Source organism: Pseudomonas sp. Mb7 (assembly GCF_054790525.1).
The window spans coordinates 226257-241916 of sequence record NZ_CP186501.1; the positions used below are offsets into that span (position 1 = coordinate 226257).

The window sequence follows — 15660 nt, forward strand, 5'->3', positions numbered from 1 at the left end:
GCAAAAGCCCCTCACCCTAGCCCTCTCCCAGAGGGAGAGGGGACTGATTGGGGGATGCTGTTGAATTGCACCGACCTGATGCTGCTTTCCCGAATCCATAATCGACTCGGTCTTTCAGGTCGATGTACCTCACAAGATCCCCTCACCCTAACCCTCTCCCAAAGGGAGAGGTGACTGATTGGGGGATGCTGTTGAATTGCACCGACCTGATGCTGCTTTACCGAATCCATAATCGACTCGGTCTTTCAGGTCGATGTACTTCGCAAGACAACTCGGTCGGCTCCCTCTCCCTCCGGGAGAGGGCTGGGGTGAGGGTGGGTTTTTATTCGTGATGCGGTTCGCCGAGGAAGGTCAGTGAGGTGAACAAGCCGCGGCTATCCACATCTGCGCTGCCTTTCACCGGCACCTCGACCTGCGCCGCAATCACATTCAACCCTTCATTCCTCACCAACACCTGCGCCCGACCATCCTTGTCAGTCTCGGTGCTCAACGTGTTCGGTGCACTGCGATAATCGCCAATCAACTTCACCCCCGCCGCCGGTTTGCCATCGAGCAGCACCCGCACCGGTAATGATTTCCCTGGCCCCACGGTGAGCGGATCAACCTCCGGAAGAATCAGCAATTTGATCTGATCCAGTTTTGGCAACTTCGCTCCCGGCTGATAAATCGCCAGGCTGTATTTGAACGTCTGCGTCGCTTCGACAGCGCCCGGCACTTTGCTCCGGCCTTCGTTGACCCACTTTTTGTCAGCAGTCTGCGACCACATGCCGTTGTTCAGCGCCACGGCCAGGACGGCCGGAGCTTTCAGTGGTTTCAGTCGTGCGTGATCCGTCAGGCGCTCGACGCTCACCGGAATCATCTTGCCGCTCGCGTTGTAAGCCCACGCGCCGCTGATCTTCTGCGCCTTGAACGCGTTGTCCTCAGCGCCATGACCGTAGACCACTTCGATGTTGCCACGACGTTGTTCGGTCCACAGGCCATGGGCCGAGACCTGACCGGCGAACAGCGCGGCGATAAGCACAAGGGATTTGCCGTATTGCATGGTGACGTCCTTTTACAGGTTGAGAGTCAGGCTGACGGTGAAATTGCGCGGCTCGCCGGGGTTGACCCAGTAGTTGCTGTAGGAGCGCTCGTAATACTTCTCGTCGAAGAGGTTGTTCAGGTTCAGGCCGACAGTGACGTTGTCGCTGGCCTTGTAATGCGCGAGCAGGTCGACGGTGTGATACGCCGGCAATTTGAAGTCGCTGCCGGATTCTCCCGAGCGATCGCCGACGTAGGTGAACGCTGCACCGACGTCCGAACCACGCAAATGGCCGTCCTGAAATTCGTAAACACCGAGTAGGCTGCCGCTACGCTTGGCCACGCCGAGGATGCGGCTGCCGGTGGAAATCACCGCGTCGCCCTTGGTCACTTCGGCGTCGATGTAGGCGAAGGCGCCGATGACTCGCACCGCATCGGTGACTTGCCCGGTGACCTGCCAATCGAAGCCGCGACTGCGTGCCTTGCCCATGGCGCGGCTGGTGTCGGTGGCCGGGTCGAGGGCGAGAACGTTTTCTTTGTCGATGTGGAAGAAGGCGAGGGTGCTGCTCAGGCGTTCGTCGAACAGTTCGTTCTTGATGCCGATTTCGTAGCCGACGCCTTCTTCCGGGTCGAAGGATTTGCCGGCGGCGTCGAGGCCATTGTTCGGTTTGAACGAGGTCGAGGCGTTGGCGAACAACCCGGTTTCCGGCGTCAGTTGATAGAGCAGGCCGACCCGCTGGGTGAGCGCGTCGTGACGTTGATTACTGGTGGCGTTGCGGCTGTGATCGTCGATGTGCTGATCGAAATGCTCGAAGCGTGCGCCGACCATCCCGCGCAGTTTGTCGGTGAAGACGATCTGGTCTTGCAGGTTCAGTGCATGACTTTCGACCTGTTCGAAGAAGTCAGTACCCGAACGCGCGCCGTTGGGTTTCGGCTGGCCGTAGATCGGCTTGTAGATGTCGAGGGCGTAGGGGCCGCCAGCAATAGTGGTGACGCGCTCGTTCTTGCGGAAGTTTTCGTACTCGGTGCCAATCAGCAATTCGTGTTGCCACGGGCCGAGATCGAACAGACCGCGCAGTTCCAGTTGGGTGATGCTGTCGTGCCAGTTCGTGTCGCGCTCGCGATAGCGGCGGTTGACGGTGCGGCCGTTGGCGTTCAATGGACGACTTTCCGAAGCATCGCCCCAGAGTTTGCCTTCCTTGTAATGACTGGCCAGACGCAGCTTCCAGCTGTCGTTGAGGTGATGTTCCAGCGTGGCCTGAAGCAGATTGTTGTGGTTATCGATGTTTCCGTCGTTGGGTTCGCCAAGGAAAGTCGAGCGCGAAACACCGCTCCATTTATTGTTGGGCGCGACGATGCCGCGATCAAAGGTCGAGCTGTGACGAACGATTTCGCTTTCCACCAGCAGCGACGTGTCCGGGTTCAATTGCCAGCTGATCGAGGGCGCGACGAATACGCGCTGGCTGTCGACGTGATCGCGAAAACTGTTGTTGTCCTCAACCGCGAGGTTGATTCGCGACAGCACATCACCCTCATCATCCAGCGGTGTGTTGACGTCCAGCGCGGTGCGATAGCGATCCCAACTGCCGGCGCTGGTTTGCAGAGTGGTGAAGGCTTCGGGCTGCGGTTTTTTGGTGACGATGTTCACCGTGCCGCCGGGATCGCCTCGACCATACAGACTGGCGGCGGGGCCTTTGAGTACTTCGATGCGCTCGATATTCGCCGCGTCCGGCGTGCTCGGATAACCCCGGTTGGCGCTGAAGCCGTCCTTGTAGAACTCCGACGTGGTGAAGCCGCGCACGCTGTATTCGTACAGCGTCAGGCCGCCGAAGTTGTTTTGCTTGGATACGCCACCGGCAAAATCCAGCGCGCGCTCGACACTGGTGCTGCCCAGATCCTTGAGCACGCTGGCGGGCACTACGCTGATCGCCTGCGGTATATCGCGGATCGCGGTGTCGGTTTTGGTTGCGCTGGACGAACGCGTGGCGCGATAGCCCTTGACCGGGCCGGTCGGCGATTCGTAGTCGGAGATGACGCTGATGGCGTCGAGTTCAAGCGGCTTGGGTTCTTCGGCGAAGGCTGGATCGACCAGCAGACCAAGGCTCAGGCCGAGCAGGGAAGCCTTTGTTCGAGACGACATGTTATGTTGTTCCAATTCTTAGAATTGAAACAATATAACATGCCTTTTGAGAATGTCTTTTATTAGCGCGATTGGCGCGAACGAAGTTTTATTCTTCTTTTTCTTTCACCGGCGCCGGTGGCGGACGCAGGCCGATTTCTGCGGTGAGCTTCAGTTCTTTGCCGTTGCGCATCACCTGGATCGTCACTTTGTCGGTCGGTTTGATCCGCGCAACCTGGTTCATCGAACGACGGCCATCTCCGGCCGGCTCGCCATCGATGCTCAGAATCACATCACCCAGTTGCAGGCCAGCCTTCTGCGCCGGGCCATCGCGGAAAATCCCCGCCACAACAATCCCCGGACGCCCGGACAAGCCGAACGACTCGGCCAGTTCCTGGGTCAGCGGCTGCACCTCGATGCCCAGCCAGCCACGAATTACCTGACCGTGCTCGATGATCGACTTCATCACTTCCATTGCCAGCTTCACTGGAATCGCAAAGCCGATGCCTTGCGAGCCGCCGGACTTGGAAAAGATCGCCGTGTTGATGCCGGTGAGGTTGCCATTGGCGTCGACCAGCGCACCGCCGGAGTTACCCGGGTTGATCGCCGCGTCGGTCTGGATGAAGTCTTCGTAGTTGTTCAGGCCCAACTGGTTACGCCCGGTGGCGCTGATGATGCCCATGGTCACGGTCTGGCCAACGCCGAACGGGTTGCCGATGGCCAATGCAACGTCGCCGATGCGAATGTTGTCGGAGCGGCCGACAGTGATGGCCGGCAGGGTTTTCAGATCGATTTTCAACACCGCGAGATCGGTTTCCGGGTCGCTGCCGATGACGCGGGCGAGGGTTTCGCGGCCATCTTTCAGGGCGACCACAATCTGATCCGCGCCGCTGGTCACGTGATTGTTGGTCAGAATGTAGCCTTCCGGGCTCATGATCACGCCGGAACCGAGGCTTGATTCCATGCGTTTCTGCTTTGGCGAGTTGTCACCGAAGAAGCGCCGAAACTGCGGATCCTCAAACAGCGGATGCGCCGGTTTGTTGATGACTTTGGTGGTGTAGAGGTTGACCACCGAAGGCGCGGCAATGGTCACCGCGTCGGCATAGGACACCGGGCCCTGTTGCACGCTGGTGGTTTGCGGGGCCTGTTGCAGGTTGACGTCGAGGCTCGGAAGCCCGACCCACTGCGGGTAACGCTGAATAATCAACAGAGCGATAAGCACACCGGCCAACAACGGCCAGCCGAAAAAACGCAGCGCCTTGAGCATTAAGCACGTCCTGGAAAAGTTGCAGGCGGGGTCAGACCGCCCATAATGTCGCGCATTATACGAGGCCGCGCGCGCCTCTGAACGGGATATTTAGGAGTCTTTCATGGCCGTTGCCCTCAGCACCCTCGTCGAAGAAGCCGACCGTTACCTCAGCAGCTCGAAAATTGCCGATTATTGCCCCAACGGCTTGCAGGTCGAAGGCCGGCCGCAAGTGATGCGCATCGTCAGCGGCGTCACCGCCAGTCAGGCGTTGCTGGATGCCGCCGTCGAAGCCGAGGCGGATCTGGTGCTGGTGCACCACGGTTACTTCTGGAAGGGCGAGAACCCGTGCATCACTGGCATGAAGCAGCGTCGACTGAAGACATTGCTCAAGCACGACATCAGTCTGCTCGCTTACCATTTGCCGCTGGATCTGCATCCTGATGTCGGCAACAACGTGCAACTGGCGCGTCAACTGGACATCACTGTGGAAGGGCCGCTGGACCCGGATAATCTGAAAATCGTTGGTCTGGTCGGGTCTTTGAAAGAACCGATGACCGCACGCGATTTCGCCCGCAAGGTGCAAGAAGTCATGGGTCGCGAACCTTTGCTGATAGAAGGTAATCCGATGATCCGTCGGGTTGGCTGGTGCACCGGTGGCGGTCAGGGCTATATCGATCAGGCCGTCGCGGCAGGCGTTGATCTGTACCTGAGCGGAGAAGCCTCCGAGCAGACCTTCCACAGCGCCCGCGAGAACGACATCAGCTTCATCGCCGCCGGCCACCACGCCACCGAACGCTACGGCGTACAGGCCCTGGGTGACTATCTGGCAAAACGCTTTGCTGTCGAACACATCTTCATCGACTGCCCCAACCCGATCTGATCATCACCACTCCCCTGTGTAGGAGCAGCCTTCGGCAGCTCCTACACGGGATCGTCGCCCAAACGAGTGGGCATATTCATATGCCCTTTCGATCTAGCTGGCGTCCTGATTAGAAGAAGGTCGCTGTGCTAGGATTCCCCGCTCGAACACGGCCCGCTGGCCGTTCATAAGAAAGTTTTCGTGAGTAGCCATGGTCGACAAACTGACGCATCTGAAACAGCTGGAGGCGGAAAGCATCCACATCATCCGCGAGGTGGCCGCCGAGTTCGATAACCCGGTGATGCTGTACTCCATCGGTAAAGACTCCGCCGTGATGCTGCACCTGGCACGCAAGGCGTTCTTCCCGGGCAAACTGCCGTTTCCGGTGATGCACGTCGACACCCGCTGGAAATTCCAGGAGATGTACAAGTTCCGCGACAAGATGGTCGAAGAACTGGGCCTGGACCTGATCACCCACATCAACCCCGATGGCGTGGCGCAGAACATCAACCCGTTCACCCACGGCAGCGCCAAGCACACCGACATCATGAAGACCGAGGGCCTGAAACAGGCACTCGACAAGCATGGTTTCGACGCAGCCTTCGGCGGCGCCCGTCGCGATGAAGAGAAATCCCGTGCCAAAGAGCGCGTGTACTCGTTCCGCGACAGCAAGCACCGCTGGGACCCGAAAAACCAGCGTCCAGAGCTGTGGAACGTCTACAACGGCAAGGTCAACAAGGGCGAATCCATTCGTGTGTTCCCTCTGTCGAACTGGACCGAACTGGACATCTGGCAGTACATCTACCTCGAAGGCATCCCGATTGTGCCGCTGTACTTCGCCGCTGAACGCGAAGTGATCGAGAAGAACGGCACGTTGATCATGATCGACGACGAGCGCATCCTCGAGCACCTGTCCGATGAGGACAAGGCTCGCATCGTCAAAAAGAAAGTGCGTTTCCGTACCCTTGGCTGCTACCCGTTGACGGGCGCGGTGGAGTCCGAGGCCGAAAGCCTCACGGACATCATTCAGGAAATGCTCCTGACGCGAACTTCCGAGCGCCAGGGCCGAGTCATCGACCACGATGGCGCAGGCTCGATGGAAGATAAAAAACGTCAAGGCTATTTCTAAGGGGCTGTCATGTCGCATGTTTCTGATTTGATCAGCGAGGACATCCTCGCCTACTTGGGCCAGCACGAACGTAAAGAACTGCTGCGCTTTTTGACCTGCGGTAACGTCGATGACGGCAAGAGCACCCTGATCGGGCGCCTGCTGCACGACTCGAAGATGATCTACGAAGATCACCTCGAAGCGATCACCCGCGACTCGAAGAAAGTTGGCACCACCGGTGACGACATCGATCTGGCGTTGCTGGTCGACGGCCTGCAGGCCGAGCGCGAGCAGGGCATCACCATCGATGTCGCCTACCGCTATTTCTCCACCGCCAAACGCAAATTCATCATCGCCGACACCCCCGGCCATGAGCAGTACACCCGCAACATGGCCACCGGAGCGTCCACCTGTGACCTGGCGATCATTCTGGTCGACGCGCGTTACGGCGTGCAGACCCAGACCCGTCGCCACAGCTTCATTGCGTCCTTGCTGGGGATCAAACACATCGTCGTCGCCATCAACAAGATGGACCTGAAAGACTTCGATGAAGGCGTGTTCGAGTCGATCAAGGCTGACTACCTGAAGTTCGCCGAAGGCTTGAAGATGAAGCCGACCAGCATGCACTTCGTGCCGATGTCTGCCCTCAAGGGCGACAACGTGGTGAACAAGTCCGAGCGCTCGCCGTGGTACACCGGCCAGTCGCTGATGGAAATCCTCGAGACCGTGGAAGTGGCGGGCGATCGCAACTTCACCGATCTGCGTTTCCCGGTGCAGTACGTCAACCGTCCGAACCTGAACTTCCGTGGTTTCGCCGGCACCCTGGCCAGCGGCATCGTGCACAAGGGTGACGAAGTCGTGGTGCTGCCGTCGGGCAAAAGCAGTCGGGTGAAATCCATCGTCACCTTCGAAGGTGAATTGGAACACGCCGGTCCAGGTCAGGCCGTAACGCTGACCATGGAAGACGAAATCGACATCTCCCGTGGCGACCTGTTGGTGCATGCCGACAACGTGCCGCCGGTCACCGACAGCTTCGAAGCGATGCTGGTGTGGATGGCTGAAGAGCCGATGCTGCCGGGCAAGAAATACGACATCAAACGCGCCACCAGCTACGTGCCGGGCTCGATTGCCAGCATCGTCAACAAGGTCGACGTGAACACGTTGGAAGAAGGCCCGGCGAGCGCGTTGCAGCTCAACGAAATCGGCAAGGTGAAGATTGCGCTCGACGCGCCGATCGCCCTCGACGGTTACGAAAGCAACCGCACCACCGGCGCGTTCATCGTCATCGATCGCTTGACCAACGGCACCGTCGGCGCCGGCATGATCGTCGCGCAACCGGTGACGCATGGCACTGCCACGCATCACGGCAAACTGGCGCACGTGGCCACTGAAGAACGCGCCCAGCGCTTCGGCCAGCAACCGGCGACCGTGCTGTTCAGCGGCCTGTCGGGCGCGGGCAAGAGCACGCTGGCTTACGCCGTCGAGCGCAAGTTGTTCGACATGGGGCGTGCGGTGTTTGTACTGGATGGTCAGAACCTGCGTCATGACTTGAACAAAGGTCTGCCACAGGATCGCGCCGGGCGTACCGAAAACTGGCGTCGTGCCGCGCACGTCGCGCGTCAGTTCAACGAAGCCGGTTTGCTGACGTTGGCGGCGTTCGTCGCGCCAAGCGCTGAAGGTCGCGAGCAGGCCAAGGATCTGATCGGCAAGGAACGTCTGCTGACGGTCTACGTGCAGGCCTCGCCGGCTGTCTGCGCCGAGCGTGATCCGCAAGGTCTGTATGCCGCCGCTGGCGACAACATCCCGGGCGAATCCTTCCCGTACGACGTGCCGCTGGATGCCGATCTGGTGATCGACACGCAGACGCTGAGTCTGGAAGACAGCGTCAAGCAAGTGCTGGATCTGCTGCGCAAGCGTGGCGCGATCTAAGCGTTAGCGACAAACAAAAAGCCCGCCGATGAGCAATCATCGGCGGGCTTTTTTATTGGGGCCAACTCGGTCCATTGTAGGAGTGAGCCTGCTCGCGATAGCGGTGGATCAGCCACCAACAATGTTGAATGACACACCGCTATCGCGAGCAGGCTCACTCCTACAGGGGGTTAGTGTTTGCCCGGATATTGTGATCGTTCCCACGCTCTGCGTGGGAATGCAGCCCGGGACGCTCCGCGTCCCATCTAAAGCGGACGCAGAGCGTCCAGTGAGGCATTCCCACGAGGAGCGTGGGAACGATCATACGGAAGGATATTCGCGGTGCATCTGTTCGAGCAGCGCATCCTTGTCCAGCCACAGCTGATTGATCCAGCCTTGGAACTGCAGGCGATATTCACCGTCCTGATCGTAGTTCTTGTCAATGAACTGCTGCGGAATCTTCAGTTCTTCAAAGTGCACCACTACATCGCGCACATTACCGCAGAGCAAATCCCAGAACCCCGGACGCCCGGCCGGGTAGTGGATCGTCACGTTGACGATCGACTCCAGCTGTTCGCCCATTGCATCCAGCACAAAGGCGATCCCACCAGCCTTGGGCTTGAGCAAATATTTGAACGGCGACTGCTGCTGCGCATGTTTGCCTTCGGTGAAGCGTGTGCCTTCGACGAAGTTGAAAATCCCCACCGGGTTATTGCGAAATTTCGCACACGTCTTGCGGGTGGTTTCGAGGTCTTTGCCTTTCTTCTCCGGATGCTTGGTCAGATACGCCTTGGAGTAGCGCTTCATGAACGGAAAGCCCAGCGCCCACCACGCCAGACCGATCACCGGCACCCAGATCAGCTCCTGTTTGAGGAAGAATTTCAACGGTTGGATCTTTCGGTTGAGCACGTATTGCAGCACCAGAATATCCACCCAGCTCTGATGATTGCTGGTGATCAGGTACGAGTGTTGGTAATCGAGTCCTTGCAGACCGCTGAGGTGCCAGCGTGTACGCCGAACCAGATTCATCCAGCCCTTGTTGTTGCTGATCCACGCTTCGTGGGTGTGGCTCATCAGCCACAGCGAGGCGCGTCGGGCGAGGTCGAATGGCAGCACTTTGATCAGCGCCACGCAAAACAGAAACGAGCACAGCAGAATCGTATTGAGTGCTAACAGCAGCGAAGCGATCACGCCGCGCACGGGTGCAGGTAGAAAGTCCAGCATTTACACATCCATAGGTCGGTTGGCGGCTTGAATCGCGGTGAGGGCGATGGTGTAGACGATGTCATCGACCTGCGCGCCACGTGGCAAATCGTTCACCGGTTTGCGCAGGCCCTGCAGCATCGGGCCGAGGCTGACGCAATCGGCGCTGCGTTGTACGGCTTTGTGCGTGGTGTTGCCAGTGTTCAGATCGGGGAAGACGAACACCGTGGCGCGACCAGCCACCTGACTGTTTGGCGCCAGTTGCCGGGCGACTTCTGCGTTGGCGGCAGCGTCGTATTGCAGCGGGCCGTCGATCAGCAGCGAGTGCTGTTGTTCGTGGGCGAGCAGGGTGGCCTCGCGGACTTTCTCGACCTCTTCGCCGGTGGCCGATTCGCCGCTGGAGTAACTGATCATTGCCACGCGCGGGGTGATGCCGAAGGCCGCTGCCGAGTCGGCGCTTTGCAGGGCAATCTCGGCCAGTTCGGTGGCACTCGGGTGCGGGTTCATCACGCAGTCGCCGTAAACCAGCACTTCCTCAGGGAAGAGCATGAAGAACACCGACGACACCAGCGTGCAGCCCGGCGCAGTCTTGATCAACTGAAGGGCCGGGCGAATGGTGTTGGCAGTGGTGTTGATCACGCCCGAGACCAGGCCGTCGACCTCGTCCAGCGCCAGCATCATGGTGCCGATCACTACGGTGTCTTCCAGTTGCTGTTCGGCCATCGGCGCGTTGAGGCTTTTAGTCTTGCGCAAGGCAACCATCGGTTCGACATAGCGCTCGCGGATCAGGTCAGGATCGAGGATCTCCAGGCCCGGCGGCAACACGATGCCTTGGGCGCGGGCCACGGCTTCGACATCTTCCGGTTTGGCGAGTAACACGCAGCGGGCGATGCCGCGTTCCTGACAGATTGCCGCCGCTTGCACGGTGAACGGCTCACTGCCTTCAGGCAGGACGATGCGCTTGTTCGCCGCTTGCGCACGCTGGATCAACTGATAGCGGAATACTGCTGGCGACAGGCGCATTTCCCGTGGCGTGCCACAGCGCTGGTGCAGCCATTTGGCATCGAGATGACTGGCGACGAAATCGGTGATGATCTCCGCACGCTCGCGGTCGTCGATCGGTATTTCCTTGTTCAGACCGTTGAGCAGGTTGGCGGTGTCGTAGGAACCGGTGCTCACCGACAGCACCGGCAAACCGGCCTGCAACGCACCACGGCACAGATCCATGATGCGCGGATCGGGCAGGGTGTCGCTGGTCAGCAGCAGGCCGGCCAGCGGCACGCCGTTGATCGCGGCCAGACTGACGGCGAGGATGATGTCGTCGCGATCGCCCGGCGTCACCACCAACACGCCGGGCTTGAGCAGCTCGACGGTGTTGCGCATGGTCCGCGCGCAGATGATGATTTTGGTCATCCGGCGGGTTTCGTAATCACCGGCATTAAGCACTTGTGCACCCATCAGGTCGGCAACATCACGGGTACGTGGTGCGTTGAGTTCCGGCTGATAGGGAATGCAGCCGAGCAGGCGGAAATCACCGCTGCGCAGCAACGGCGAATGCTCCTTCAGGCGCGCAGCGAAGGCGTCCATGCTCTCTTCGGTCTTGACCTTGTTGAGGATCACCCCGAGGACTTTCGGGTCTTTCGGGCCGCCAAACAATTGCGCCTGCAATTCGACACGGCCGGAGAGTTCGGCGAGCACTTCGTTTTCCGGTGCCGAGACCAGAATCACCTCGGCATCCAGGCTCTTGGCCAAGTGCAGATTGACCCGTGCGGCATAGCTGGCGCTGCGGGTCGGCACCATGCCTTCGACGACCAGCACGTCTTTGCCAATGGCGGCTTGCTGATAGAGGGTGATGATTTCTTCGAGCAGCTCATCGAGCTGACCGTCGCCGAGCATCCGCTCGACGTGCGCCAGGCCCAACGGTTGTGGCGGTTTCAACCCGTGGGTGCGCGCCACCAGTTCGGTGGAACGCTCGGGGCCGGTGTCACCCGGATGCGGCTGCGCAATCGGTTTGAAGAAACCGACTTTCAGCCCGGCTCGCTCAAGCGTGCGCACCAGCCCGAGGCTGATGGAGGTCAGACCCACACCAAAATCGGTGGGCGCGATAAAAAAAGTTTGCATGCGAATTCTCTAAAGTTGCATGGCAATGGCGATCGCCTATAGCTGACGACCTACCGAAATTCAGTCGCCAAGGTTATCGCTAACCGAGCCTTGTGCGCACCAACCGCAGGCAAAGGGTTGGCCTATTTTTTCAATACGTTGCGCCGGGTCCAGCACCCAGGCGCGCGATTGCCAGGGCGGCTGATGGCGCAGGTGCTGGGTGTGGCCACAGGAAAGCTCGACGACCCAGTGACCGTCCTCGTCCTGATGAAAGCCTGCGATCGTCGAAACCCGTTTGTCCGGGTTGTGTTCGCTTTCGCGCGATTGCTTCGCTAAACTTGGCCTTTCTATATTCTTATGCAAAAGGTCTCGCCCCATGCTGATCGCCGCCAATAAGGCTGTCTCCATCGACTATACCCTGACCAACGACGCTGGTGAGGTCATCGACAGCTCCGCCGGCGGCGCTCCGCTGGTCTACCTGCAAGGCGCAGGCAACATCATCCCGGGCCTGGAAAAAGCTCTGGATGGCAAAGCTGTTGGTGACGAGCTGGAAGTTTCCGTTGAGCCGGAAGACGCTTACGGCGAATACGCCGCCGAGCTGGTCAGCACCCTGAGCCGCAGCATGTTCGAAGGCGTTGACGAGCTGGAAGTCGGCATGCAGTTCCACGCTTCGGCGCCGGACGGCCAGATGCAAATCGTCACCATCCGTGACCTCGACGGCGATGACGTGACCGTTGATGGCAACCACCCACTGGCCGGTCAGCGCCTGAACTTCAAAGTGAAGATCGTTGACATCCGTGATGCCAGCCAGGAAGAAATCGCTCATGGCCACGTCCATGGCGAAGGTGGCCATCACCACTGATTTTCTGCGCTAAGCTTCGAGTACTGGAGAGGCGCCTGCGGGCGCCTTTTTAGTCCGCGGCTGTCCTTGGTGACCTCGCCAAGTGGCTGTTTCGAGTAGAACACGGGAATCTTGGAGTTCGTCATGAGTGCTTTTCACGACCTTAAGTTGACAGCCCTGGATGGTCAGGAGCTACCGCTGGCGCCGTTCAAGGGCCAAGTCGTGCTGGTGGTCAACGTCGCCTCCAAATGCGGCTTGACTCCACAGTACGCGGCGCTGGAAAACCTCTATCAGCAATACAAAGGCAAAGGTTTCAGCGTGCTGGGCCTGCCGTGCAACCAGTTTGCCGGCCAGGAACCAGGTACCGAACAGGAAATTCAGGATTTCTGCAGCCTCAACTATGGCGTGACGTTTCCGTTGTCGAGCAAGCTTGAAGTCAACGGTCATGATCGTCACCAGCTCTACCGTCTGCTGGCGGGCGAGGGCGCGGAGTTTCCTGGGGACATCACCTGGAATTTCGAGAAGTTTCTGCTCGGCAAGGACGGCCGCGTGCTGGCGCGGTTCTCGCCGCGCACGGCGCCGGATGATCCGACCATTGTGCATGCGATTGAAAAAGCGCTGAGCTGAAACAGCAAGATCAAAAGATCGCAGCCTTCGGCAGCTCCTACAGGTGACCTCAAACCCCGTGTAGGAGCTGCCGGAGGCTGCGATCTTTTGCTTTGCGTCTTTTAATCCTTAATCACCCAAATCAATAGTGCTGTTCAAAGGGTTCGCGTCTCCATATTATCGCCGTCATAAAACCTTCTCTGTGGAGTCCTTCGATGCCCGTTCAAGCCCTGTTCAAACCGTTCCAACTCGGTGCCCTCGAACTGCCAACCCGCGTGGTCATGGCGCCGATGACTCGCTCCTTTTCCCCGGGCGGCGTGCCTAATTCGAAAGTCATCGAGTACTACCGTCGTCGCGCCGCCGCGGGCGTTGGCCTGATCATCACCGAAGGCACTACCGTCGGCCACATTGCCTCCAACGGTTATCCGAACGTACCGCAGTTCTTTGGCGACGCGCCATTGGCCGGCTGGAAGAAAGTCGTCGACGCGGTTCACGCCGAAGGCGGCAAGATTGTTCCGCAACTGTGGCACGTGGGCAGCGTGCGCCGAATCGGCACCGAGCCGGACGCTAGCGTGCCGGGTTACGGTCCGTCGGAAAAAATCAAAGACGGTCAGGTCGTGGTGCACGGCATGACTAAACAAGACATTCAAGATGTGATCGCAGCCTTCGCCCAAGCGGCCAAAGATGCACAAAGCATCGGCATGGACGGCGTGGAAATCCACGGCGCCCACGGTTATCTGATCGACCAGTTTTTCTGGGAGGGCAGCAACCAGCGCACCGACGAATACGGTGGCAGCCTTGCCAACCGTTCGCGTTTCGCCATCGAACTGATTCAAGCCATACGTGCAGCGGTCGGCGAAGGTTTCCCGATCATCTTCCGTTTCTCGCAGTGGAAACAGCAGGATTACACCGCACGTCTGGTGCAAACCCCGGAAGCGCTGGGTGAATTCCTCAAGCCGCTGTCTGACGCTGGCGTGGATATTTTCCACTGCTCGACGCGCCGCTTCTGGGAGCCGGAATTTGACGGTTCCGAGCTGAACCTGGCCGGCTGGACCCGCAAACTCACCGGCAAGCCGACCATCACCGTTGGCAGTGTTGGCCTTGATGGCGAGTTCCTGCAATTCATGGTCAACACCGACAAGGTCGCGCAACCGGCCAGTCTGGAGAATCTGCTGGAGCGTCTGAATAAAGAGGAGTTCGATCTGGTGGCGGTGGGGCGTGCGTTGCTGGTCGATCCGGATTGGGCGCAGAAAGTCCGCGAAGGGCGTGAGCAGGATATTTTGCCGTTCAGCCGTGAGGCGTTGATGACGCTGGTTTAACCAGCGGCTGTACTGACGCCATCGCGAGCAGGCTCACTCCTACAATTGGAATGCATTCCCCTGTAGGAGTGAGCTTGCTCGCGATAGCGGTCTCCAAGTCGCCTGGATTCAAGGCAATGTCTGCGCATTCGGCACCACTTGCTCCCCCACACAAGCCCCGCGCAAATGCTTTTCAAACTGCTCGATAACCGCCGGCCAGCCCTGGCGACTCGCATGCTGGCGCGCATTCAGGCGCACGCAGCGCAACCTCTCATCCTCTTCCAGCAACCATGCCGCCGCCTCGCAAAAGGCTTGCTCATCACCAGGCATCGCCAGCACGCCGTTGTAGCCATGGCGAATATGCTGCGCCGCCGCAGCCTGATCGTAAGCCACCACACCCAGTCCCGAGGCCAGTGCCTCCAGCACCACATTGCCGAAGGTTTCGGTCAGACTCGGAAATAGAAACAAATCTCCAGACGCATAGTGCGCCGACAACGCTTCACCGCGCTGCGCACCGCAGAAAACCGCCCCGGGCAAATCCTTTTCCAGCGCCAGCCGTTGCGGTCCGTCACCGACCACGATCAGTTTCAGATTGCGCTGTGGATAAGTGTCACGCAGGTTTTCGAAGCAGCGTTTGAGCAGGCCAAGGTTCTTCTCCGGCGCGAGTCGTCCTACGTGAATCACCGCAATGTCCTGCTCGGACAGGCCCCATTGCTCACGCAAGGCATTCAGCCGTTTGCTCGGATGAAACAACTGGCTGTCCACACCACGCGACAACAGCGCCAAGCGCTCGAAATGCCGCCGTTCCAGTTCCAGGCGCTGGCTGACGCTCGGCACCAACGTCATGGCCGAGCGATTGTGAAACCAGCGCAGATAATGCGTGAGCATCCGCGTCAGCAGACCGAGCCCGTATTGGCTGGTGTATTGCTGAAAATTGGTGTGAAACCCACTGACCACCGAAATCCCCAGACGTCGCGCCGCACGCAGGGCCGATAACCCGAGCGGTCCCTCCGTGGCGATATACAGCACATCGGGACGCTGGCGCTTCCAGCGCCGCAGCAGTTTGTGCATCGACGACTGACCCCATTGCAGCCCCGGATATCCCGGCAACGGCCAGCCCCGACACAGTAGCAGCGCGTCATCTTCACTGCGCTGCGGATCACCGGCCTGACGCGGCCGCACCAGTTCAACCTGATGCCCACGCGCGCGCAGTCCATCGCACAAGCGGCCAAGGGTATTGGCCACCCCGTTGATTTCCGGTGGGAAGGTTTCGCTGATCAGAGTGATATGTAGAGCTGTCGTCATGACCCCAGTGTCGACTGAGGCCATGTCGTCATTGTGTCGAGTTG

13 protein-coding genes are annotated in these 15660 nt (G+C 59.3%); 6 read left to right on the top strand and 7 right to left on the bottom strand.

Going from position 1 to position 15660, the window contains the following annotated elements; translation table 11 throughout:
• Nucleotides 1–322 precede the first annotated feature (322 nt).
• From ACOYXH_RS00975 to algW, 3 genes are all read right to left on the bottom strand, one after another.
• Nucleotides 323–1042, bottom strand: a complete 720-nt coding sequence (locus tag ACOYXH_RS00975; RefSeq protein WP_095049758.1) for a DUF4198 domain-containing protein — start codon at nucleotides 1040–1042, stop codon at nucleotides 323–325.
• Nucleotides 1043–1054: 12 nt separating this feature from the next.
• Nucleotides 1055–3160, bottom strand: a complete 2106-nt coding sequence (locus ACOYXH_RS00980; protein ID WP_258709255.1) for a TonB-dependent siderophore receptor — start codon at nucleotides 3158–3160, stop codon at nucleotides 1055–1057.
• Nucleotides 3161–3248: 88 nt separating this feature from the next.
• Nucleotides 3249–4406 (bottom strand): Do family serine endopeptidase AlgW, encoded by a 1158-nt coding sequence (algW, locus tag ACOYXH_RS00985; RefSeq protein ID WP_038357545.1) that lies wholly within the window; start codon nucleotides 4404–4406, stop codon nucleotides 3249–3251.
• A 103-nt stretch (nucleotides 4407–4509) separates the two neighbouring features.
• Between algW and ACOYXH_RS00990 the strand changes: the two genes are divergently transcribed.
• The 3 genes from ACOYXH_RS00990 to cysN all read left to right on the top strand — a co-directional run bounded on the left by ACOYXH_RS00990 (nucleotide 4510) and on the right by cysN (nucleotide 8284).
• Nucleotides 4510–5268: a Nif3-like dinuclear metal center hexameric protein gene (locus tag ACOYXH_RS00990; protein WP_095049760.1), complete on the top strand. Its 759-nt coding sequence runs from the start codon at nucleotides 4510–4512 to the stop codon at nucleotides 5266–5268.
• Nucleotides 5269–5458: 190 nt separating this feature from the next.
• On the top strand, nucleotides 5459–6376 hold the full coding sequence (gene cysD / locus ACOYXH_RS00995; protein ID WP_007912374.1) for a sulfate adenylyltransferase subunit CysD: 918 nt from the start codon (nucleotides 5459–5461) through the stop codon (nucleotides 6374–6376).
• 9 nt (nucleotides 6377–6385) lie between these two features.
• Nucleotides 6386–8284, top strand: a complete 1899-nt coding sequence (gene cysN, locus ACOYXH_RS01000) for a sulfate adenylyltransferase subunit CysN (RefSeq protein WP_258709256.1) — start codon at nucleotides 6386–6388, stop codon at nucleotides 8282–8284.
• Between the two features lie 300 nt (nucleotides 8285–8584).
• On the opposite strand, the gene ACOYXH_RS01005 is transcribed toward cysN, so the two are convergent.
• From ACOYXH_RS01005 to ACOYXH_RS01015, 3 genes are read right to left on the bottom strand one after another with little or no spacing between them, the layout of a single operon-like run.
• The gene (locus ACOYXH_RS01005) at nucleotides 8585–9487 is read right to left on the bottom strand and encodes an acyltransferase (RefSeq protein ID WP_095125402.1); all 903 of its coding nucleotides are present in this window, start codon (nucleotides 9485–9487) and stop codon (nucleotides 8585–8587) included.
• Entirely contained in the window at nucleotides 9488–11587 is a 2100-nt protein-coding gene (pta, locus tag ACOYXH_RS01010) for a phosphate acetyltransferase (RefSeq protein WP_008085028.1), read from the bottom strand.
• A 60-nt stretch (nucleotides 11588–11647) separates the two neighbouring features.
• A complete protein-coding gene (locus tag ACOYXH_RS01015; RefSeq protein WP_093436299.1) occupies nucleotides 11648–11974 on the bottom strand; it encodes a DUF3565 domain-containing protein in 327 nt (108 codons plus the stop codon).
• On the opposite strand from ACOYXH_RS01015, the gene ACOYXH_RS01020 reads away from it, so the two are divergent.
• From ACOYXH_RS01020 to ACOYXH_RS01030, 3 genes are all read left to right on the top strand, one after another.
• Nucleotides 11943–12428: an FKBP-type peptidyl-prolyl cis-trans isomerase gene (locus ACOYXH_RS01020; RefSeq protein WP_008085027.1), complete on the top strand. Its 486-nt coding sequence runs from the start codon at nucleotides 11943–11945 to the stop codon at nucleotides 12426–12428. The two genes, ACOYXH_RS01015 and ACOYXH_RS01020, sit on opposite strands and share 32 nt — an antisense overlap.
• Nucleotides 12429–12551: 123 nt before the next feature.
• Entirely contained in the window at nucleotides 12552–13034 is a 483-nt protein-coding gene (locus ACOYXH_RS01025; RefSeq protein ID WP_095049765.1) for a glutathione peroxidase, read from the top strand.
• A 194-nt stretch (nucleotides 13035–13228) separates the two neighbouring features.
• Complete coding sequence (locus tag ACOYXH_RS01030; protein ID WP_095049766.1) at nucleotides 13229–14332, top strand: NADH:flavin oxidoreductase; 1104 nt, start codon at nucleotides 13229–13231, stop codon at nucleotides 14330–14332.
• Between the two features lie 108 nt (nucleotides 14333–14440).
• Here the strand turns inward: ACOYXH_RS01030 and ACOYXH_RS01035 are convergent, their stop codons facing one another.
• Nucleotides 14441–15640 (bottom strand): glycosyltransferase family 4 protein, encoded by a 1200-nt coding sequence (locus ACOYXH_RS01035; RefSeq protein WP_095049767.1) that lies wholly within the window; start codon nucleotides 15638–15640, stop codon nucleotides 14441–14443.
• Nucleotides 15641–15660 lie beyond the last annotated feature (20 nt).